Origin of the sequence: Rhodopirellula baltica SH 1 (assembly GCF_000196115.1) — a bacterium.
Lineage (GTDB): Bacteria > Planctomycetota > Planctomycetia > Pirellulales > Pirellulaceae > Rhodopirellula > Rhodopirellula baltica.
The window spans coordinates 4,063,029-4,083,253 of the sequence record NC_005027.1; the positions used below are offsets into that span (position 1 = coordinate 4,063,029).

Here is a 20,225-nt window from a genome sequence, read left to right on the forward strand (position 1 = left end):
CTCTGCGGAAAGACGGCTGGCGAGGCAACGCCATCTGACGGCGAAGCATCCAGACATCTCACCCAAACGCCAATCTTCTACCCACAGGTCTTCCGTTGAACGACACACAACGCGAACCATGGTTGATTCGAAGCGACCTCGATTTCCTCAACCACGGATCCTTCGGCGCCACACCTCGATGTGTGATCGAAAACCAACGCCATTGGCAAAACCTTCTGGAAGAGGATCCGATCGAGTTCCTCGCACCTGAAAGATCGCTACTACCCAAACTCGACTTCGTTCGCGAAACGGTTGCCAAAGAAATCAATGCGTCGTCGCGAGATGTTGTTTTTGTTCGCAATGCCACCGAAGGTGTCAACGCGGTGGTGCGGTCGCTACCGCTGCGAGCCGGCGACGAAATACTCGTCACCAACCATGGTTACAACGCCTGCATCAATGCGGTTTCCCAAGCCGCGAATATTGCTGGTGCAGCGGTAACGACCGCCAACATTCCCTTTCCAATTCAAAGCCCCGACGAAGTCGTGCGGGCGATCGAGCGTAGGATTTCGCCGAAGACCACATGGATGCTGATTGACCATGTGACCAGTCCCACAGGAATTGTCTTGCCGGTTGCTCAGTTGATTGAACTGGCCCATTCCAACAACATTCGCGTGATGGTCGATGGTGCTCACGCACCCGGCATGCTGCCATTGAATCTCAACGAACTGAAGCCTGACTACTACACCGCGAATCATCACAAATGGTGGTGCGGACCCAAGGTATCCGGATTTCTTTACGTCGATGAAGAATCTCAAGACGAAGTCCTTCCATCAATCATCAGCCACGGTGCGAACATGGAAGGCTATGGCCCAAGCAAGTTCCAAAGCCAATTCAACTGGCCGGGAACCTTTGATCCTTCTCCCCTGTTAGCATTGCCAACCGCGATTGATTTCCTGGCAGGCTTGCACCCGGCCGATGGTCCCAATCGATTGGCGGGACTGTTGCGACACAACCATGAACTGGCTGTCGAAGGTCGGCGTGTGATCCTCAACGAACTCAAACTCGCCGAACCCGCACCAGAATCGATGTTGGGCAGCCTCGCCACCATTCCCGTTCCAGCGTGGACGAATCACACCTCAGTACAGATACAAGCTGTCCGAACCGCTTTGCGAACCGAATATCGGTTCGAGCTTCCCGTGTTTCGGTTCGATGCAACCAACGTCTGTTTGCGAATCTCGGCACAAACCTACAACTCGCTGGATCAATACGAACGGTTGGCCGACGCAGTCACCAAACTTTCGTGAGACTTCTCGAATCAATTCGCGAGTGTCACCAACGTGAGGCTATCCAGCCAATCGTCGTTCGGACGCCGATTCTTCTGATGTTGTTGGCATCGTCAAAATCGATGGTGCATCTTGGTCGCCTTGCGACACGACTGTCGAAGCTCGCCGTGCCATCATGCCTCGAAATACGAAATGCATTCCCACCGGGACGAGAACCGCGATGATCGTCCCGAGCGACATCTTTAATAGCGGAGACGCCGAAGGCATGCCGTGCTTTGCAGCGACATGAAACAGCACCAATACCGGATGATGTAGCAGATAAATCGCAAAGGACGCCGTTGCCAAACGCTGAGTAACGGGACCGATTTTGTTGACCCGACGACATGCGATTCCAATCAGCGACAACGAAACGCCGGTGGCGCCTGCGACGGTCAACAAAGCCAGCGACACCCAGGTGACCCGACTGACTACAACGGGAAACGCCGACGCGTATTGAACGTCATCTGATGGCCTTTGGTTGAGCACCCATATACCGAGCACCGTCGCCGCAATGCACAGCAAAGCACTGGGACAAAACGCACGCCCGGCAACCTGTCTCAGCCAACTCAGATCCGCATCCGCACGTGCGATCAACACTCCCATTGCGAAAGCGCACCCGCTGTACAACCACTTAGCAGGAACTGGCAAAAATGCATGTTGAAACCCCCAAACGACTTCGGGGTGAAAGCACAGCACGACGGCGGCAACTGAAACAGTCAGCGGCAATCCGATGCGAAACACAGTCTTTGGTTCAATCCGCTGCAACCACTTCCAGGCCCCCGCAAGAACTGCGATGTAAAGGATCAGGTACTGTAGGAACCAAAGATGCGACAAACCCCAAAGATGCTCATCTTGTCCCTCGGCGAACTTCAACGTTCGCATCTGACGAGGCGTGATCACACCGTCGGCCAACCAGCCTAAGAGCCAGGCGTAAAGATCAACGGGAATGAGAAACACGACCGACAGAAACAAAGGCCAACCCAACCGGCGAGTCCGAGACTTGAGAGTTGCCAGCGGTCCTCGCGAAGTCATGCTTCGAACGGCTAAGATCCCAGCCATCACCAAAAAGATTGGCATGATGACAATCTCAATGGCCCACATCAGCGATGTCAGGGCAGAGTGAGGCGTATCGGTTGTCGCCCAGGTCAAACCGGGAACATCCGGATTGGAATAGGGCACGCATGCGTGCAGCACAACAACGCCAACGGCGGCCCACGCCCGCACGGCATCCAGGCCGAGCAGGTTGGTATTCTGGGGAGCCGATTCGGCGGAATCCGCTCGATTCAGACGAAGATGAGTCGCACACATGTCCTTTCAATACCGGATCCTCGTTCGTGAACGCCAGACGAGTCAGCTCGAAACATGTCCGTGCAACTTGGCGTGAAACTCAAACTTCCCCCTCATCGTCACCGAACTCATACGAACCGGCAACGGTACAAAAAACAAACCAATCGCTGACCATCCAAAGGAATCCATATGCCGGAGTTGCCGGAAGTCGAAACGATGTGCCGCGGGATCTCTCCAATCGTCGGATGCGAGATTGAGCGAGTCGACCTTCCACCGTGTCATTGTCGACCGATCACGATGGAACCATCGGTCGCGATCCTCAACCGTCGTCTTCGAGGCCGCCGTGTCACATCCATACAGCGGCGTGGCAAACGCGTGATGCTTTGCTTCGACGATCAATCGCGACTCGTCATCGAACCCCGGATGACCGGGTTGGTGCTGTTGGCTGACCCACCCGATCCTGACCACTTGCGATTACGCATTCAGTTTCGCTCACCACACAATCGGTCAACGATGCGATCCCGCGAAATACCAACCGAAATGCTGGTCTGGGATCGCCGCGGCCTGGGGACGATCCGCTGGATGACCGAACGAGACTACCTCGAAAAAGTCGATTCGCGTTTGGGTCCCGATGCAATGTGCATCACCGCGGAACAACTGCGAGCAAACTTGGCCGCCTCAAAACGCCCTATCAAAGTGGCGTTGTTGGACCAATCTGCTGTTGCCGGGATTGGCAACCTGTACGCAGCCGAGATTCTGTTTTTAGCGGGCGTCGACCCACGCACACGTTGCGACCGACTGACCAAACCACAATGGGAACGCATTCATCCCGCCATCACGTTGGTGCTGCAAGACGCCATCAACCACGAAGGCAGTACGCTGAGCGATGGGACGTATCGCAACGCACTGAATGATCCCGGCAATTACCAGAACATGCATCGCGTCTATGATCGCGAACATTTGGCGTGTCCTCGTTGCGAGGACGGGGTGGTCCGGCGGATCGTGCAAGCTCAACGGGCGACGTTCTTTTGTCCGGGATGCCAACGCAAAAGCGGTCGGCACCCCAGCATCTCGCCTCCAACCGCAACGTGATCAAACACATTGCCAGCTGGACAATTGACCCGTCAGTTGAACATCAGTTATCGACGCAGGTTTCCAAGAACCGAGCCAAACGGTGGAAGTCCGAATTCTGCTCGATAAAGCGAACTTTGGTGACCAACGTTTGCGGGTCAACCAATTCTTCGAATGGCACGAAGTGCAGATCAAACTGTCCCGAGACTGAAACCATGACGCCGTTCAGTTTCTCTTCGACCAACGCTCGGTAAGCACCGACGCCGAGTTGAGATCCCAACATGACGTCGTAAGCGTGCGGTGGTGCACAACGAGACTCATAGCCCATCTGCAATCCATTCACCTTACGAGTCCGGCCGGTTCGTTCGTTGTAACGAGCAGCCAGCAAACGCGACATGACGGCGGAAAGGTTCACCAACGAAATGTTGATGTGCCCGTGATCATCGCGTGTGACGCCTTCGAGATACTTCGCTGGCAGATACTCGGCCATCCCTTCTGCAATCACGATGGTGCCGTATTGGCGTCCTTCGCGTTCGCGTGCCAACATCATGTCGACCATCCGATCGATCACCCGATCCATCGCCATGATTTTGCGGGTCTCACCGGTCTCTTGATTGACGACTTCTTCGTCTGCCAGTGCACCGGTGATGTCTTCCACGCTGAGCACCATGCTGGCTTCACCGGCAATGGCCGCACCGTAGGCCAACCAACCGGCACTGCGTCCCATGGCTTCGCACAGGAAGTAAGCTCGTCCAGCGGCGGCATCGTAGTTGAGGTTGCGAATTTCTTCGGCCAATGTTTCAACCGCGGTGAAGAATCCGAACGTGAAATCAATGCCTGAGTAATCGTTGTCGATTGTTTTCGGCAAATGAACCACCGGGAAACGACGAGCGTCGCCGGGCAGGTTGTCCTGGAACATCTTGAGTTTGTTCGCGGTCTTCAACGTGTCATCGCCGCCAATCGAGATCAACGCGTCGACTTCCAGTGAACACAATCCTTCGTAGACGCGACGGAGCGGCGCAACCAACTCGGGGTCTTTCAAGTGTTCGGGGCTGCTAACGTGTTTGCCGGGGTTGGTGCGAGCCGTTCCGATCATGATTCCACGGCTACTGCGAGCGTGGGTCAGCGAATCGTGCGTGAACCGGATGTAGTCGGTGCCTTCTTGCAACGGACCGGCGGCGGTGTATTCCGCCAAACGGCTGTAACCGTGTTTGATGCCAAAGACCTGAGCACCCTCTTCCAGGAACGAAAACGCGGCGGTACTGATGACCGCATTGGCGGCTGGAGCGGGTCCGCCGGCGAACAAAATCGCGACGCGTTTGATATCCAAATTGTGATGAGCGAGCTCAGCCACGATGACACTGCCTGGTGAAGAGGAATTTCCGAAGACAATCGCGTTGCGATTGAGAGCCCAGATTCTAAGCATCCACCTCGTTTCGCCAAGACGCCTGCCAATCCGCGAGGTGATTTGAGGCAACGAGAGCCGCTCAACTCAACACAGTGGACAAATGCCACCTTCACGGAGGTGCTCGTCCCGATTCCAGCGTGAAAATCTGTAGAAGACGACTCCAGGGAAAACGAGTTCGGATTCCCGAGAAGAGAATCGTTCGCTAAGCAGCTTCTCGATCAAGCAAAACCGAATCGGCTGCGTTGGCGATACCGATTGGTTCCACGCCGGAAACCAGCGAGTCGTGCCCCCCGGCTGATTTGCCAATTTTGTCTGGTCGCACGTTTTCAGCTGGTTGCAAGTTCGCGTCAGACGAAGGCGACTCATGCTTGTCTCGCCGCTTCCCCGACTTTTTGCGGCACTGCCGGTCACAAATGGCCGCTTCTTCCGGATCCATGCGGTGTTCCATGATTCGCAAAGATTCCGCCACCTTCGCTCGCAAATCGTCAATCGACTCACCAGGAGTCGGATAGATCGGGTCACCAAACAACGCATCCACCATCGTGAATGGAAGCAGGATCTGCATCCGGTCCCAAGCTTTTGACATGATCCAACGTCGCCGGGGAATCAGAACCACGGGGATGATTGGGACATCAGCTTTCATCGCAACCATAGCGATGCCTTTTTGCGCCACGCCGCGAGGTCCTCGGGGACCATCGACCGCGATCACACTTGGATTGCCATCCTTCACGTGGCGAATCATTTTGGTCAGTGCTGTGGCACCACCCTTTTCGCCCACGCCGCTGCTGCCGCGAATCGGCACACAACCGTTGCCACGCAGCAGTGGCATCAGAAGATCACCGTCTCGCGACCGAGAAACCATTGCCCCCACGCGAGGTGCTGACAATGACAATGCGGCCAATTGATGAGCATGCAGAATCGCCAAAGCGTACTGCTTGCCCGTCCGCTGCACCAAGCGTTCACGTTGGTCGTTTCGAACACGTATGCGAAACGTGAGTCGAAACAACTTGAACGTCACAGCGATGCCTGCTCCGATCACCGGGTTCACGAGGGTTGGGACTTTCATCGAGGTTGAAGGAAAAACAACAAGACGCGAAACAACCAATGGGAACGCCACCGCCGAAGATACTTTCTTCAGTGGCGAACGTTGCCAGCGATCACGACGCTAGCAACTCAGTCAGCGAACTCGCTCCAGTTCACTTGTTTGTAAACGACTCGGTAGCCTCGAACCTGATCGATTTGACGCTCGGCATCATCATCAAGGCCTTCGGACCAGTCCGATTCAATGTTCAGATTTGCCTTCATGACCGGTTCACCGTCAGCCCCGTTCCGGTCAATCGACAACTTTGTTTTCACGCCAATCAAAGATTGCTTCCAAAGCTCGTCGTTCAGTCGCATGCGTCCAAACGGTGGCAACCCTCGAGGTCGGGCAATGTTGAGACGACATGCCCAATCGACCAACTGCGCATTGGCGATCGCCATCGCGGGTGACGGAGGAGCAACGCCTTCTACTTCGTAACGCACGCCCGGGTAAGTCATTTCATATTGCTGAGGGCCGATCATTCTCACGCGTGCATTCATCCCGAGTCGCTCCCGACGCATTGGGTCAGTGACCGACGCGTCCGCGCGAGCGGTCAATCGAGTCAACTCATCCATGGATACCGAGCATCGTGTTTTGGTTTGCTGATCCAGCAACACGATCATGGACTGGTTCAAATCAAACACGGTCAGAAACCGAGGATCCGATTCCGACACGCTGTAAATCACGCCTTCAGCAAAGATGTTTTTGTGAACCGTGTTCGGCTTACGCTCGCCCGCGAAATAGATTTTGGTCGTTAGCGTGAAGTCGGGCGTTTTCGCTTTGGCAGTCTTGTCACCCAGACGGTTCGCCAGCCGAAACTCTTGAGCGGTAGTTGAAACACAGCTGAGCATCAATGAGAACGCGATCAGCAGCACCGGGAAGCAGTTGACCGAAATTGCCAGATTCAGCGCACGCGGCAACCTTGCCCGATCGAGCATCGGCAGTTGAGCATTACGGGCGGAAAGAGAAAGCATCGCGGGACCCATCCAATTCAATTTGGGCATCGAATTCGTGCCTAGAGAAGGAATAGTCGACCGCTGCGGGGGGCGTCCAGACCGGTTTGTAATTCTTGACATCGACTTGTAACAGCTACTAGCCGATTTTACACGCCGTGGAGGCACCCAACGCAAACCAAACACGCAAAACGTTTCCAGAAAACAACTTACAACAGAACACTTTAGTTTCCACAAGCGTTTGGCACTGCCGTTGCATTAGTCCCCCATCACAACCGCGGGTCACAACGGCCCACTTCTCTTAAACGACTCTCTTCTGGGGCAAAGGAAACTGCCATGTTGGTTCTCACTCGAAAAATCGACGAACAAATCGTTATCGGCGACAACATCAAGATCACCGTCATCAAGGTTCGCAACAATCAAGTTCGGATTGGTATCTCCGCTCCCCGCGACGTCCGCGTTCTGCGAGGTGAATTGGAACCGAAAGAAGCCGAAGCCACCGAATCGGACGACGCTCAACTTGTCGTTGACCTGGAACTGGACGACGAAGCCACGCAAACGCTTTTGAAAACCACCGAAGAAATTGAAACCAGTTACCGGCCCACCACCGCGAAGAAACCAACCCAATCGCCTGCCTCGATTGCCAAACGCCCTCAACCTTCGGCCGTCGAACGAACGACTCCGATCGCATCCGCCGCGGGCAATGCATCACCGAACCGAGTCGGCCACATGTTGCCAACGGGAAACACATCCAACCGCATGACCGCTGCGATTGATGCAACCGATACGGTTTCACAAAATGATGCCAGCCCCGAACTACGTGTGTACAGCGGAAAAGTCAGTCGTCGAACTGGCGCAGGATCGCTGAAACGCAGTCCTTTGGCCAATTACTTCACCGCTCCCTGAACTCGAACCGGGCCGATTGCCCCGCATGCAGCCCGAAAGCAACACGTGTTCTTTTTTGCCTCATCATCAAACATGACCTAGGAAAAGGAGTAGTCCTTACGAAACACCCTGCTTCGGAATCGCACCATGATGCCCGCTGCTTCGATCCTACTTGTCGACGACGACCATCACTTGGCAACCTCGCTAGGTGAGTGGCTCGCCGAAGAAGGATTCGAAACCCATCTCGCCGGCACGCTCGAGGACGCACGCCAACAGCTCAAGCAACATGCGTTCGAATTGGTGATCACCGATTTGCGTTTGGGTGGTGAAGATGGAATGACGCTGGTATCGGACGTTAAGAAACACCATTCCGACACACCGGTCTTGGTGATGACCGGGTACGCCACGCCAAATACCGCTGTGGAAGCCGTCCGCGCCGGGGCGGTGGACCTGCTGACCAAACCAGTCATCGACGACGAATTGCTGCTCGCCATCGATCGGGCGATGAACCAACGCAAGATCGAAGCCGAAAACGAAACTCTGCGGCGACAACTTGATCAACGCAGTGGTCTCGAGAACATTCTCAGTCATGACTACCGAATGATGAAAATCTTCGATGTCATCGACAGTGTTGCTGATGCCAAAGCCTCCATCTTGATCACCGGAGAAAACGGTACCGGCAAAAGCATGATCGCGCGTGCAATCCACAACCGATGTGCTCGCCGCAGTGGTCCGTTTATCGAAGTCGCCTGCGGTGCTCTTCCGGACACATTGCTCGAAAGTGAACTGTTCGGTCACGTTGCCGGTGCCTATACCGGTGCCAACACCGATCGTCGCGGCAAATTCGAGCTGGCTGACGGCGGAACTTTGTTCCTGGACGAAATCGCGACGGCGACTCCCGCCATGCAAGTCAAATTGCTTCGCGTTTTGCAGGAACTGCAATTTGAACCGCTCGGTGGAATGGAAACGCGAAGTGTCGACACACGCGTGATCTTGGCGACCAACGAAAACCTGGATCAAGCCGTCGCGGATGGTTCGTTTCGCCAAGATTTGTATTACCGAATCAACGTCGTGAACATCGTTTTGCCATCGCTTCGCGAGCGAACCGGTGACATTCCATTGCTCGTCGATCACTTCCTTCGTGAGGCCGCTGAAACCGCCGGTCGAGACATCGACGGCTTTGATCGCGAAGCGATGAAATGCCTGCAGTCATACGCATGGCCCGGCAACGTTCGACAACTCGAAAACGTGGTCGAACGCGCCGTCTTGCTCGCCACCGATCGTGTGCTCACCAAAGATGATTTGCCGCCGGACGTACTCGGCACATCCGCTAACCAACACGCTTCCATCGGCAGTGTCGGACATTCGCCGGGAGTGACCGCATCCAGCGGTGCATCGTCATTCAATCCCGCGGTCTTGGATGGTTGCAGCCTGCGGGAAGCTCTCGAAGGTCCGGAACGCGAAATCATTCTGCATTCGCTCCGCCGGCACAATTGGAACCGAGCCGCCACCGCCGACGAGCTTGAAATCAATCGCACAACGCTCTACAAGAAAATGAAACGTTTGGGTCTCGATGACCCGCGACTTCAATACGCCAACCATTGACATCCCCATGCCTGCTGCCGCCCCAGTTGCTCTCACGATCGCTGGCTCGGATCCGTCGGGCGGGGCCGGGATGCAAGCGGACCTGAAAACCTTTCACTCGTTCGGCGTGTATGGTTGTAGCGTGATGACGCTGCTGACGGCACAAAACACAATGGGTGTTCAGGGCATTCAAATGGTTCCGGCCGAATTCGTTCGTGCCCAATGGACCAGCGTCTCCAGTGACCTGCCATTGGCTGCGATCAAGACCGGTGCTCTCGGCAACGCGGAATTGATTGAGACCGTGGCTGATTGTTTGCACTCTTTGGCATGCCCTTTGGTCGTGGATCCGGTCATGATCAGCAAACACGGCCACCCAATCATTGACGAAAACGCAATCGACGTGTTGATCAATCGCGTGTTCCCGTTGGCAGACCTGGTCACGCCCAACGCATTTGAAGCCGAACGTTTGGTCGGCCAATCCATTCGCAACGAGGATGATCTCGCAAGCGTCGCCGATAAGCTGCTTGCGATGGGACCGCGTGCGGTTCTGATCAAGGCCTGCGTGGGTGAGCGGTCAGTTGACTGCTTAGCTGACGCAGATGGAGCTCAATTGCTTCGGTCGCCACGAATTGAATCCAATCGAACCCACGGCAGCGGTTGCGTGTTGTCCGCTGCCATCACGGCTGGCCTCGCCAAAGGCCAAGATCTGATCGAAGCGGTGCGAACCGCTCGCAACTTCGTGCATGATGCGATTCGCAACGCACCAAAACTCGGCCAGGGAATCTCACCACTCGGGCTTCTCGACCAACGCATCTGATTCAAACGTGGAAGAAGCCCGCATCCATCAGCCTCAGAAAGCAGACTGTGGCATTCCCGGTTGAGGAATCCCGGGCTGTCCTGGACGTTCGCCTTTCATCATGACGTACGCGGTCGCGAACAGCACACCAATGAATGGTCCGGTGAACAACAGCCCAATGAAGAGAGCCAACAGTCCGCCCAACGAAATGAGCATCGAGGCGACACCGAGCACAAATGAGGTTGCCCAGTTCGCTTTGCCAACTTCAAACGCTCGAGAGAATGCTTCAAACACACCACACTGACGATCGACGATGAAGTAGTAGTAAGGCCACATCAAAAGCAGGAAGATCAACCCGGGAATGATCAGCAACAAGAAGCCGAAGACCGCTCCAATGCCAAACAAGATGGTTCCGCCGAGAACGCCAAGAAACACGTCACCACCGTTGAACAGCATGCCAATGTTGACCGGCTGAAAACGAGTGACGCCGATGCAAATTCGAGCCATCCCAATCCCGATGAACATGTTGACCAAACTGCTCCCGAGATTCAGCAATAGCGTCAACACAATAAAGGCTGCACTCTCATTGTCCTGCGCCACCTGTTCAAAAATCGACGTCACGATACTGAAACCGAACGAAATACCGAACACGATCACAGTGGCCCCGACCAAAATGCCAATGTTCGGTTTGAATGCCTGCCAAGCATGCGAGAAGATCTCTCCAAAATCAGCGGCCGTCGGCTGGTAACCACCTGTCGATACGTGAGCGGACGTATGAGAAGTCACCGGCGACGCATAGGGATTGGATGCCGCGGCAGGCGAAGGTTCGTTGAACTCCGACTTGAACGCACCAAACGGATCTTCGGCAGCAGCGGGTGCGGCAGGAGGCGTCCCGCCCGGAATGGGTTGCACACTTTGGCACGTGGGACAGCGAGCTGATTTACCAGTCGATTCGTCGCCAACACGTAGAACCGCGTTACAGGAAGAACAATTGAATTGGATCGCCATGGGATGCCTTCGGCGAGGAGCATGTTGGGTGTGGAATTCCTGCAGTGTAGCGGTCTCCACCATCTCCGTGGGGCGGCACTGACCCACCGCACCATTTTCGCGTCTCCACTAACGCAAGTGGCGACGGCTATCGCTTCGACGTCCAGTCAGAATTGCCGTATCGCTGCGTAGCAATTTGTTTCGCGGCTTCCATCTCGTTGGGCTCGAGTGCACCTATTTGCCAATCAATCTCAAACAGCGTTTTGAGTCGTCGTTGCAATCCGAGAACGAGTTGATCCATGCCTAACCGTCGTCCGGCCAGCTGCTGCATTCCCGGCAAAACATCCGCGTGAGGTGAGACACTCCACAACAAGCTACCGTGCTGCAACAACGCACCTTTGGTTCTGCGCTGTGCACTGCCCAGCACCTTGTATCCGCTCACGATCAAGTCTTCGTCGGTGCGGCGTTGAAAACAGAGGAAAGGCTCGTCAGGCTTGCCGACATTTGATCGCTCAGATGCATCACACGGTACTGCATCACTCGGCACTCGCGTGACTGCCGCCGTGCCAAGCGTTCGAAACGGTTTCGCATCGACGCCCATCATCTTGAGTTCGCTCGCAATCGCTTGGTGAACGTTACGGTAAGTTGCCTCGCGAGCCCCCGTGTCCGAAACATTCATCGGCAACGTCAGCGACAGCGTCAGCTCAGCGTGATGCAAAATGGCGCCGCCTCCAGTGGAACGGCGAACCAGATCCACATCGCCGGTATTTCCTAAAGCGACACCCGTTCGGTCTGCCCACGCGATCGCTTCATCCAACGGTTGAAAGTAACCAAGCGAAAGCGTCGGTCGTTTCCAGCCGTAGAATCGCAGCGTTGGAGGGGCACCCGCGGCAACACTGTTGAGCAATGCTTCATCGATCGCCATGTTCGCCGCAGCGTCATGGTTTGCCAATTCGATCAAACGGCCACGGACGGCTGAAACCTCACTCACGTCGCGGATTCACCCGCCGCATCCGTCCATTTCAAAATCGGACGTCGAGCCGCGGTCACGTCGTCGGGTCGACTGATTCGCGTTGAATGCGGTGCATCGTGAATCAGTTCTTCGCCTTCTTCCGTGATTCGGAAAAGAGCTTCCACGAAAGCATCCAACGTTTGCTTGCTTTCCGTCTCGGTCGGCTCCACCATCACGGCTTCATCAACGACCAAAGGGAAGTACACCGTCGGTGCATGGAATCCATAATCCAAAATCCGCTTGGCGATGTCCATCGCGGAAAGCTTCTTCTCTTTTTTCAAACGAGTCGCCGATGCAACAAACTCGTGCATGCAACGATCGCCGTGGGGCACATCAAGGAAATGCTTGACCTTGCTGAGCAAGTAATTCGCCCCGAGCACTGCGTCTTCGCTGACATGACGCAGACCGTCGCCGCCGTAAGTCCGCAGATAAATGTAAGCTCGAACCAAAACGCCGGTGTTGCCAAAAAAGCTACGGACACGTCCGATGGAATCATCCGAAGGCGACGTCAGATGGTAGGTGTAACGATCGTCGTCTCCGCTCGCATTCTCGTTCTCGACCCGGGTCACAATTGGACCGGGCAAATACTTTGCCAAGAAATCGCGAACACAGATTGGGCCAGCACCCGGGCCACCACCGCCGTGTGGTCCCGAGAATGTTTTGTGCGGGTTGTAGTGCATCAAGTCTGCACCGAAGTCACCCGGACGAGTGATGCCCAAGATCGCGTTCATGTTCGCACCGTCCAAGTAGATCAACGCTCCGGCATCGTGAACCAGTTTGTTAATCTCTTCGATCTGACGGTCAAACAATCCCAATGTGTTTGGGTTGGTCAACATGAACACTGCGGTCTTGTCATCCAGCTTCGCTTTCAGATCTTCCAGATCCACCAAACCGTTCGCATTGCTTTTGACCGTTTTGGTTTTGAAACCGGCCATCTGAGCACTGGCAGGGTTCGTTCCGTGAGCCGAGTCAGCGGTCAGAACGACGTTCCGATCGCTGCCCTGTTCGCGGAAGTAAGCCGCCGCAACCAACAACGCCGCCAATTCACCGTGCGCCCCAGCGGCAGGCTGCATCGAGACACCTGGCAGCCCACTGATTTCCGCAAACATCCCCTGTAATTCGTACAACAACTCGAGCAGACCTTGCAGCCCCGACTCATGCTGCAACGGGTGCACGTTCAAGAACCCTGGCAACGACGCGATGCGTTCATTGCGTTTTGGGTTGTACTTCATCGTGCACGAACCCAGTGGGTAGAAGTGCGTGTCGACGCTCATGTTCAGCGTCGACAAACCGACGAAGTGTCGTACCACATCGCCTTCGGCCAACTCGGGAAGTGGTGGCGGTGTTTCCGCGAGAGCCTCGTCCGCGAAAAGTTCGTCGACGTTCACCGAGGGCACGTCCAAATCACCGAGTCGGTGAGCACGTCGTCCAGCGCGGCTGAGTTCAAACAGAAGCTGAGTCGATTGTTGGTTTCGCATGATTGCGTGAATAAAAGAGTGAACTTCGTTGAATCAAACCGTGGCCATCGCGGGAGCTTCGCAGAGCACTTTAGCCCAACGATCAATCTCCACACGCGAACGTTTTTCAGTCACCGCGACGAGGAAACACTGCTCGTATCGCGATGGAAGTGCGATCGACGCGTCGGTTGCCTCCGCCCCACCAACACACATCGGCGTCATGTCGATCCCGGCGAGCAAGCCATTGTCACGAGCGTGAGCGAGCAAGCCATCCACATCCGCGCCGAGGTCTCGCACGACGAATTCTTTGAGCGAAGGTCCTTCACCGACGATTTCAAAGCGATCCGATTTTGCGATCACTTCTTTGGCGTAAGCCGTTTTGGCGATGCAGTGATCGGCCGTCTCTTTCAAACCCTCGGGCCCAAGCAACGACAGGTGTACGGTCGCTCGCAAAGCCAACAGGGTTTGATTACTGCAAATGTTGCTGGTCGCTTTTTCGCGGCGAATGTGCTGCTCACGCGTTTGCAACGTCAATACCCAACAACGCTTTCCACGGCGGTCGGTGGTTTGCCCCGCGATCCGGCCAGGCAATCGTCGCACCAACTCGTCACGGCAAGCCATGATGCCCAGGTAAGGCCCACCGTATGCCAGCGGGTTGCCCAAACTTTGACCTTCGGCGATGGCGATGTCGACGCCCATGTCACCGGGACGCTTGAGACGCCCGAGGCTAACCGGGTCGAACACCTGAATCGTCAGTGCACCAGCTTCTTTGGCCGCGGCAGCGATCTCAGAAACCGATTCGAGCTGACCAACGAAGTTTGGATGCTGGATCAGCACGCATGCGGTCTTGTCATCGATCGCATCGATCATGGGTTTGGAATGCCCATTTTCATCCGATGGAACTACCACCAACTCGGCGTCAATGTTCTTGAGATACGCGACCAAGATGTCACGGTACTGCGGATGAACCACATCGGTCGTGATGACCTTGTTGCGTCCGCGTTGCATCGACAAAGCCATCAAAACAGCTTCGGTCGCAGCGGATCCGCCGTCGTACAAACTGGCGTTGCTCACGCCCAACCCGGTCAACTGTGTGACCAAAGTTTCGTACTCGAACATCACCTGCAAATTGCCTTGGCTGACTTCGGCCTGATAAGGCGTGTATGACGTGTAGTACTCACCCCGCGAAGCAATTTCATCGACTGCCGCGGGAATGAAGTGGTCGTAGGCACCGCCTCCCAAGAAACAAACATGCGAGTCAGCCGATGCGTTGCGGGCGGCCAACCGAGTCATCTCGGCGGTCAATGCCAACTCATTGCAGGCGGGCGGCAAATCCAACGGCCGTTTCATGCGAACCGCTTCTGGCACCTGATCGTTGATGATCTCATCGATGCTGTTGGCACCGATCGATTTCAACATCTCTCGGCGATCTTCGTCGGTGTGAAAGAGATAACTCATTCGATCAACCTGCTTCGGAACACTGTTTTTGATAAGCGGCAAAGTCCATCAACGTCTCAGGCAGATCCGCTGACAATTTCACTTTCAGAATCCATCCAAAATCGAACGCATCGTCGTTCAAGTTGTCCAAGTTGTCTGGCAGATCGGTGTGAACTGCGACGACTTCGCCAGCAACCGGGCTGTACAACGGACTAACCGCTTTCACGGATTCGACTTCACCGAATTCTTCGCCAACTTCCAGTGTGCGTCCAACTTCGGGAAGGTCCATATAGACCAAGTCGTTGAGCTGTTCGACGGCAAAGGCAGAGATACCGATCGTTGCGAACTTGTCGCCGCCTTCTTCTTGAACGTCCACCCACTCATGGGTCTCGGCATAACGCAGGGTCGAAGGGTCTCGTGCCATCGGAGGCTCCTAACGAATCAATGAAAATTTAAAAGGAAATGGATGAATCAAAACTTATTGAACAACAATCGCGAATCGCAATCGCGGAATAGCGTGCCTACGATCAAGACGCGGCGGGTGGCCGTTTGTAGAACGGCAGTTTCGTTGGCAAAGCATCCGTTGTCTTGCCACGAATATCAATTTGAAAACTCGGATCTTTCGCATGCTTGGCATCGATCGTCGCCATCGCGATGGGAACACCCAACGTGGGTGACGGACCGCCACTGGTGACCTGCCCAATCTTTGCTCCATCCGCGTTCAGAACGTCGCAGCCTTCTCGCGCGGGACGTTTTCCTGTCGGAAGCAATCCGATTCGGCATCGCGTCGGGCCTTGCTCCGCAACCGCTCGCAACGCATCTTCACCGATGAAGTGACGGTCTTTCAAGTTGCAGCCAAACTTCAATCCGGCGGTGATTGGATCAATCGTTTCATCCAGTTCATGCCCGTAAAGTGGCATCCCGGCTTCCATTCGCAGTGTGTCGCGAGCACCCAAACCGGCAGGAACAAACCCCGCTTCGCGACCAGCGAGCAAAACGTTCTCCCAAACCCGGTGAGCTTCTTCGGCTCGAACGATCAATTCCAGCCCATCTTCGCCGGTGTATCCCGTGCGGCTAACGATGACGGGTTTCTTGAATTGGTCGGTGATAAACGCGTTGTAGTTTTTCAACCGCGATGGATCGATCGAGAAAAGCTTCTTGCAAACTTCAATCGCCATCGGTCCTTGGATCGCAATCATCGCCGTCAATTCGGTGCGATCCGACATGGTGACGGTCGGAAAATCGGCCAAGTGAGGCTCAAACCATTTCAGAATCTTTTCACGGTTGGATGCGTTGACCACCAACAGGTGAAAGCGTCGTTCCGAAGGCGTTTGCAAAAACGAAACCAGCACGTCATCCAAGACGCCGCCTTCCGCGTTGCAGACCATTCCATAGCGGACTTGGCCAGGCACCATGTCGGTCACACGACGCGTCAAAACGTGGTCGAGAAATTCGGCCGCGTGATCGCCATCGAACCGCAATCGGCCCATGTGCGAAACGTCAAACAAAGCGGCCTTGGTGCGACATGCCTGGTGTTCCGCGACGATGCCTTCGTACTGGATCGGCATCTCGTAACCGGCGAAGGGAACCATTTTGGCCCCGGCCTGGCGATGCCAAGCGTCCAACGGTGTTTGCAGAAAGTCCGCCGGGGAAGATGGATTTCCCACAGGATCGTTGGTGGATGAAGTTGTCATAAAAAACGCTCGACAACGCAGGCAAAAACGAACCTCATCGGCTGGGATCCCCTACCAACCGGCACAACACCAGCCAACGGGAACCCTGGACAAGGACGAAACACTCGGATGAAAAAGATCAATGTTGGTGCCGAGTGTAAACAACAAAAGCCGGACCTGGCACCCGCCCGATCCGGCTTCGCTGCATTTTTATGAATCGACCGCAGCCGAACTGCGATCAGATCACTCTGCTGGCTGCTCGACCGCCGCAAAGTCACCCGCGATGGCCATCACCAAGCCATCGAGATCCACGTATTTTTTCAGCGCCGCGTTGACCGAATCAACCGTCGCCGCCTGAATCTGCTCTTCATGCTCCGCCACAAAGGCCATCGTTCGATCGTTGAAGACCGATTTGACCAGCATGCTAGCTAGCCTCGAATCACCCGTTCGGCCAATCCGTTCGGCTTGCAAATACGCGCCCTTGGCCTGCTCCAACTCTTCCTCGGTGACGCCGTCTTCGAGCACCCGAACAACCTCTTCGCGAATCACGCGAAGCAGTTTGTCTTTGTTGGCCGGGTTCGTGATCGCGTACAGCGTGAAGCTGACCTTCTCATCCTCGGCAAAGTTCGCCGCGGTTAAACCGCTGCGAACACCGTAGGACAAACCTTCTTGCTGACGAACGCGGTTGGCCAATCGGCTGCTCAGTGATCCGCCACCCAAAATGAAGTTGCCCAGCACCAACGACGCGTACTCGGGATCCGAATCCGCTAACTTGTATTGTTGGCCGCTGTACAACAACGCGTTGGATTTGTCAGGCGTCTCGATCGTCACGACTGCGCCGGGAATGTCAGGCTGAGCCGGCGTCACAATTCGTTCGAACGGCTGCTTCGCTTCCCAACCTTCCACGATCGACCGGAACTTCTCAAGCGTTGGCTCAACATCAAAGTTACCAACGATCGCCAACTCACCGGCTTGGTTGCCCAAGTACTCCGCGTGCAGCTGGCGGATCTGTTCGATGGTCGTCTCTTCGTACATGGCGATTTCTTCTTCGATCGTCATGACGTATCGGATGTCATCCTTGTCGTACGGCGAGAGCATCTGCTGCACTTTGCGAGGTGCGAGAGAATTCGGTTCAGTCTTGTTCTTTTCCAATCCGGTAATGACTTGGCGACGCATGACTTCGAGCTCCGATGGCTCAAAGCGAGGCGAGCGGAAAATCTTTCCAATCAAGTCAATGACTTCGGGCAAGAACTCTTCTTTGGTTTGAACCTGAACCTGCAACACGCCTTTCAAGGTGTAGATCTGGACTTCGGCACGCAACCGAGTCCATTCGTCCTGCAGTTGTTGGTAGTCAAGATCTTCGGTCCCGCGAGCCATCATCATTCCCAACAACTCGACCGCGCCGAGTTTGTCTTTGAGTGATTCAGCCGTTCCGAAACGGAGCGTCATCAACACCGAGACTGAATCACCGCGAGTCTTTTTGGGCAGCACGGCGTATTCGATCCCCCCGGCGAGGCTGCCACGTTGAACGCGTTCTTCAATCGCTTCCGGATTGGGATCGAAACGCTCCCCGGCGGCGGCAGCTGCCCGGCCTTTGTAATCTTTCAGCAACGCTGCCAAATCCGGGGACTCGGGAATGCTAACGCGATCCGATTCCTCCGATGGCATGAACAAACCAACGGTTCGGTTGTTTCGTTTCAGATAGCGGTCGGCAACGTCCCGAACTTGCTCGACGGTCAAAGCTTCGACCGCGTCGCGGTACAAGAAATACAGACGCCAATCGCCTTGTGCGGCCCAGTCGCTGAGCGACACGGCAATTTTGTCCGTGTTGGCTGATTCCAATTCACGAGCCTTCAGCATCTGTTGCTTGGCTCGTTCCACCTCTTGTTCGGTGATCGGGTTCTTCGCCCAATCGTTTTCCATCAAGTCGATCAGCTTGGCACGGGCCTGCTCAATGGATTGCTCCTTGGGCACTTCTGCCATCGTCATCAACAACCCTGGTTCACGAAAACCGAACGCCATCGCGAAAACGTTGCTGGCGATTTCCGTTTCGACCATTTCTTTGTAGAGACGACCACTCGGCTCATCGCCCAACACGTTTGTGAGAGCTTTGACCGCGGCGTAATCAGGGTGACTGCCCGCAGGAATGTGGTAGGCGGCACCGACGACTTGCACGTCGCCGACCCGACGCAACACAACCGTCCGCTCTCCGTCCTTGGGAGGCTCGACGGTGTAAGTTTCATCGATTGGAGTGCTAGGAACCGGCAGGCTGCCAAACGCATCATTGACGGCTTTGAGTGCGTGATCGACGTCGAAGTTGCCGGCGATGATGACCATCACGTTATCGGGACGATAATACTTCCGATAAAACTGGCGCAGTTTGACAACCGGCACCCGTTCAATGTCGCTGCGGTTGCCGATCGTCGATTTGCCGTAGTTGTGCCAATCAAATGCGGCTGATTCGATCCGCTGCATCAAGACTCGCATCGGTGAGTTCTCGCCGCGTTCGAATTCGTTGCGAACAACGGTCATTTCGCTTTCGAGATCTTCGCCCTTGATGTTGCTGTTGAGCAACCGATCGGCTTCCAAGTTCAATGCGAACTCGAGATTCTCTTCGCTGGCCGGAAGTGTTTCGTAATAGTTCGTCCGATCCATCCAAGTTGTGCCGTTGAACCGCGCTCCCCGATCCTGCAACACTTTGGGGACCTCCGGGTGCGTGGGAGTGCCCTTGAACAACATGTGCTCGAGAAGGTGCGCCATCCCGGCTTCACCGTAACCTTCATGACGCGAGCCAACGAACACGGTCATGTTGACCGTCACAACCTCTTTGCTCTCATCGGGAAAGAGCAAAACCTTCACGTCGTTGGGCAGCACATACTCGCTGATCCCCTCGACTTCGCGGAGTTTCAATGGCACGGACGAATCCTTTTTTGCCGCGTCGTCGGCGGAACAGAGGGTTGGAATCAAACAGAGAGCAGCGACCAGACTGCTCAGCAGGAAAGCGGACGTTCTGCGTCCGCAGCGGCATCGAACCGCCGCCACATCCAGTTGTGAAAGCATTGCGAAATTCATCCGATCGTCTCGTTGGAGTGATGTGTGAGCTGAGGGACGCCCGAATTGTAACGACGAGTCGACAAGTGTGTCCCCCCGGGGTCGCCGCGATCGGCAGCAAACTTCACACTGTGTGTTTCCAGGAGCGATCAAAGGATGAGCGATCGGTACCATTTGCGAGAGGCCCCGACGGGCCGTTCTATCAAGGGATACCGACTCCTTCTTTCCCGCTCATTGCCAAA

The 20,225-nt window shown here is 55.3% G+C and carries 16 protein-coding genes; 5 read left to right on the top strand and 11 right to left on the bottom strand.

All coding sequences use genetic code 11. The features are described from left to right. Nucleotides 1-95: 95 nt before the first annotated feature. Nucleotides 96-1,283: an aminotransferase class V-fold PLP-dependent enzyme gene (locus RB_RS15425; protein WP_011121451.1), complete on the top strand. Its 1,188-nt coding sequence runs from the start codon at nucleotides 96-98 to the stop codon at nucleotides 1,281-1,283. A 39-nt stretch (nucleotides 1,284-1,322) separates the two neighbouring features. Here RB_RS15425 and RB_RS15430 read toward each other — a convergent pair whose 3' ends face one another. Then, complete coding sequence (locus RB_RS15430) at nucleotides 1,323-2,609, bottom strand: acyltransferase family protein (RefSeq protein ID WP_011121452.1); 1,287 nt, start codon at nucleotides 2,607-2,609, stop codon at nucleotides 1,323-1,325. 168 nt (nucleotides 2,610-2,777) lie between these two features. On the opposite strand from RB_RS15430, the gene RB_RS15435 reads away from it, so the two are divergent. Next, the gene (locus RB_RS15435) at nucleotides 2,778-3,680 is read left to right on the top strand and encodes an Fpg/Nei family DNA glycosylase (protein WP_011121456.1); all 903 of its coding nucleotides are present in this window, start codon (nucleotides 2,778-2,780) and stop codon (nucleotides 3,678-3,680) included. A gap of 43 nt (nucleotides 3,681-3,723) precedes the next feature. Here the strand turns inward: RB_RS15435 and RB_RS15440 are convergent, their stop codons facing one another. The 3 genes from RB_RS15440 to RB_RS15450 all read right to left on the bottom strand — a co-directional run bounded on the left by RB_RS15440 (nucleotide 3,724) and on the right by RB_RS15450 (nucleotide 7,152). Further along, nucleotides 3,724-5,013 carry a 6-phosphofructokinase gene (locus RB_RS15440; RefSeq protein WP_037198907.1) on the bottom strand — a complete coding sequence of 430 codons (1,290 nt, stop codon included), beginning with the start codon at nucleotides 5,011-5,013 and terminating at the stop codon, nucleotides 3,724-3,726. Nucleotides 5,014-5,269: 256 nt separating this feature from the next. Beyond that, nucleotides 5,270-6,133: a lysophospholipid acyltransferase family protein gene (locus RB_RS15445; RefSeq protein WP_231845681.1), complete on the bottom strand. Its 864-nt coding sequence runs from the start codon at nucleotides 6,131-6,133 to the stop codon at nucleotides 5,270-5,272. Nucleotides 6,134-6,240: 107 nt separating this feature from the next. Continuing rightward, on the bottom strand, nucleotides 6,241-7,152 hold the full coding sequence (locus tag RB_RS15450; protein WP_164922079.1) for a hypothetical protein: 912 nt from the start codon (nucleotides 7,150-7,152) through the stop codon (nucleotides 6,241-6,243). Nucleotides 7,153-7,437: 285 nt separating this feature from the next. On the opposite strand from RB_RS15450, the gene RB_RS15455 reads away from it, so the two are divergent. The 3 genes from RB_RS15455 (at nucleotide 7,438) to thiD (ending at nucleotide 10,387) form a co-directional block, all read left to right on the top strand. After that, nucleotides 7,438-8,007 (top strand): carbon storage regulator, encoded by a 570-nt coding sequence (locus tag RB_RS15455; RefSeq protein WP_011121460.1) that lies wholly within the window; start codon nucleotides 7,438-7,440, stop codon nucleotides 8,005-8,007. 126 nt (nucleotides 8,008-8,133) lie between these two features. Then, nucleotides 8,134-9,591: a sigma-54-dependent transcriptional regulator gene (locus RB_RS15460; RefSeq protein ID WP_011121461.1), complete on the top strand. Its 1,458-nt coding sequence runs from the start codon at nucleotides 8,134-8,136 to the stop codon at nucleotides 9,589-9,591. A gap of 7 nt (nucleotides 9,592-9,598) precedes the next feature. After that, entirely contained in the window at nucleotides 9,599-10,387 is a 789-nt protein-coding gene (gene thiD, locus RB_RS15465) for a bifunctional hydroxymethylpyrimidine kinase/phosphomethylpyrimidine kinase (RefSeq protein ID WP_164922080.1), read from the top strand. Between the two features lie 33 nt (nucleotides 10,388-10,420). On the opposite strand, the gene RB_RS15470 is transcribed toward thiD, so the two are convergent. The 7 genes from RB_RS15470 to RB_RS15500 all read right to left on the bottom strand — a co-directional run bounded on the left by RB_RS15470 (nucleotide 10,421) and on the right by RB_RS15500 (nucleotide 20,004). Further along, nucleotides 10,421-11,374, bottom strand: a complete 954-nt coding sequence (locus RB_RS15470; protein ID WP_231845682.1) for a hypothetical protein — start codon at nucleotides 11,372-11,374, stop codon at nucleotides 10,421-10,423. Between the two features lie 127 nt (nucleotides 11,375-11,501). After that, entirely contained in the window at nucleotides 11,502-12,344 is an 843-nt protein-coding gene (locus RB_RS15475; protein WP_011121464.1) for a lipoate--protein ligase family protein, read from the bottom strand. Next, nucleotides 12,341-13,843, bottom strand: coding sequence for an aminomethyl-transferring glycine dehydrogenase subunit GcvPB (gene gcvPB / locus RB_RS15480; RefSeq protein WP_011121465.1), 1,503 nt, complete (start codon nucleotides 13,841-13,843; stop codon nucleotides 12,341-12,343). The genes RB_RS15475 and gcvPB overlap by 4 nt, the downstream gene beginning before the upstream one ends. A 33-nt stretch (nucleotides 13,844-13,876) precedes the next feature. Next, nucleotides 13,877-15,280, bottom strand: a complete 1,404-nt coding sequence (gcvPA, locus tag RB_RS15485; RefSeq protein WP_007331407.1) for an aminomethyl-transferring glycine dehydrogenase subunit GcvPA — start codon at nucleotides 15,278-15,280, stop codon at nucleotides 13,877-13,879. 4 nt (nucleotides 15,281-15,284) lie between these two features. Beyond that, nucleotides 15,285-15,683, bottom strand: a complete 399-nt coding sequence (gcvH, locus tag RB_RS15490; RefSeq protein WP_011121467.1) for a glycine cleavage system protein GcvH — start codon at nucleotides 15,681-15,683, stop codon at nucleotides 15,285-15,287. A gap of 103 nt (nucleotides 15,684-15,786) precedes the next feature. Further along, on the bottom strand, nucleotides 15,787-16,953 hold the full coding sequence (gene gcvT, locus RB_RS15495; protein WP_011121468.1) for a glycine cleavage system aminomethyltransferase GcvT: 1,167 nt from the start codon (nucleotides 16,951-16,953) through the stop codon (nucleotides 15,787-15,789). A gap of 222 nt (nucleotides 16,954-17,175) precedes the next feature. Then, nucleotides 17,176-20,004 (bottom strand): M16 family metallopeptidase, encoded by a 2,829-nt coding sequence (locus tag RB_RS15500; protein ID WP_007325625.1) that lies wholly within the window; start codon nucleotides 20,002-20,004, stop codon nucleotides 17,176-17,178. Between the last annotated feature and the right edge of the window lie 221 nt (nucleotides 20,005-20,225).

Excerpts from the sequence above, each read along its gene's own strand:
- gcvT (WP_011121468.1), bottom strand. The coding sequence starts at position 16,953 with ATGACAACTTCATCCACCAACGATCCTGTGGGAAATCCATCTTCCCCG.
- RB_RS15460 (WP_011121461.1), top strand. The coding sequence starts at position 8,134 with ATGATGCCCGCTGCTTCGATCCTACTTGTCGACGACGACCATCACTTG.
- RB_RS15445 (WP_231845681.1), bottom strand. The coding sequence starts at position 6,133 with ATGAAAGTCCCAACCCTCGTGAACCCGGTGATCGGAGCAGGCATCGCT.
- RB_RS15500 (WP_007325625.1), bottom strand. The coding sequence starts at position 20,004 with ATGAATTTCGCAATGCTTTCACAACTGGATGTGGCGGCGGTTCGATGC.
- RB_RS15430 (WP_011121452.1), bottom strand. The coding sequence starts at position 2,609 with ATGTGTGCGACTCATCTTCGTCTGAATCGAGCGGATTCCGCCGAATCG.
- gcvPB (WP_011121465.1), bottom strand. The coding sequence starts at position 13,843 with ATGCGAAACCAACAATCGACTCAGCTTCTGTTTGAACTCAGCCGCGCT.
- RB_RS15435 (WP_011121456.1), top strand. The coding sequence starts at position 2,778 with ATGCCGGAGTTGCCGGAAGTCGAAACGATGTGCCGCGGGATCTCTCCA.
- gcvPA (WP_007331407.1), bottom strand. The coding sequence starts at position 15,280 with ATGAGTTATCTCTTTCACACCGACGAAGATCGCCGAGAGATGTTGAAA.
- thiD (WP_164922080.1), top strand. The coding sequence starts at position 9,599 with ATGCCTGCTGCCGCCCCAGTTGCTCTCACGATCGCTGGCTCGGATCCG.
- RB_RS15450 (WP_164922079.1), bottom strand. The coding sequence starts at position 7,152 with ATGCCCAAATTGAATTGGATGGGTCCCGCGATGCTTTCTCTTTCCGCC.
- RB_RS15455 (WP_011121460.1), top strand. The coding sequence starts at position 7,438 with ATGTTGGTTCTCACTCGAAAAATCGACGAACAAATCGTTATCGGCGAC.
- RB_RS15470 (WP_231845682.1), bottom strand. The coding sequence starts at position 11,374 with ATGGCGATCCAATTCAATTGTTCTTCCTGTAACGCGGTTCTACGTGTT.
- gcvH (WP_011121467.1), bottom strand. The coding sequence starts at position 15,683 with ATGGCACGAGACCCTTCGACCCTGCGTTATGCCGAGACCCATGAGTGG.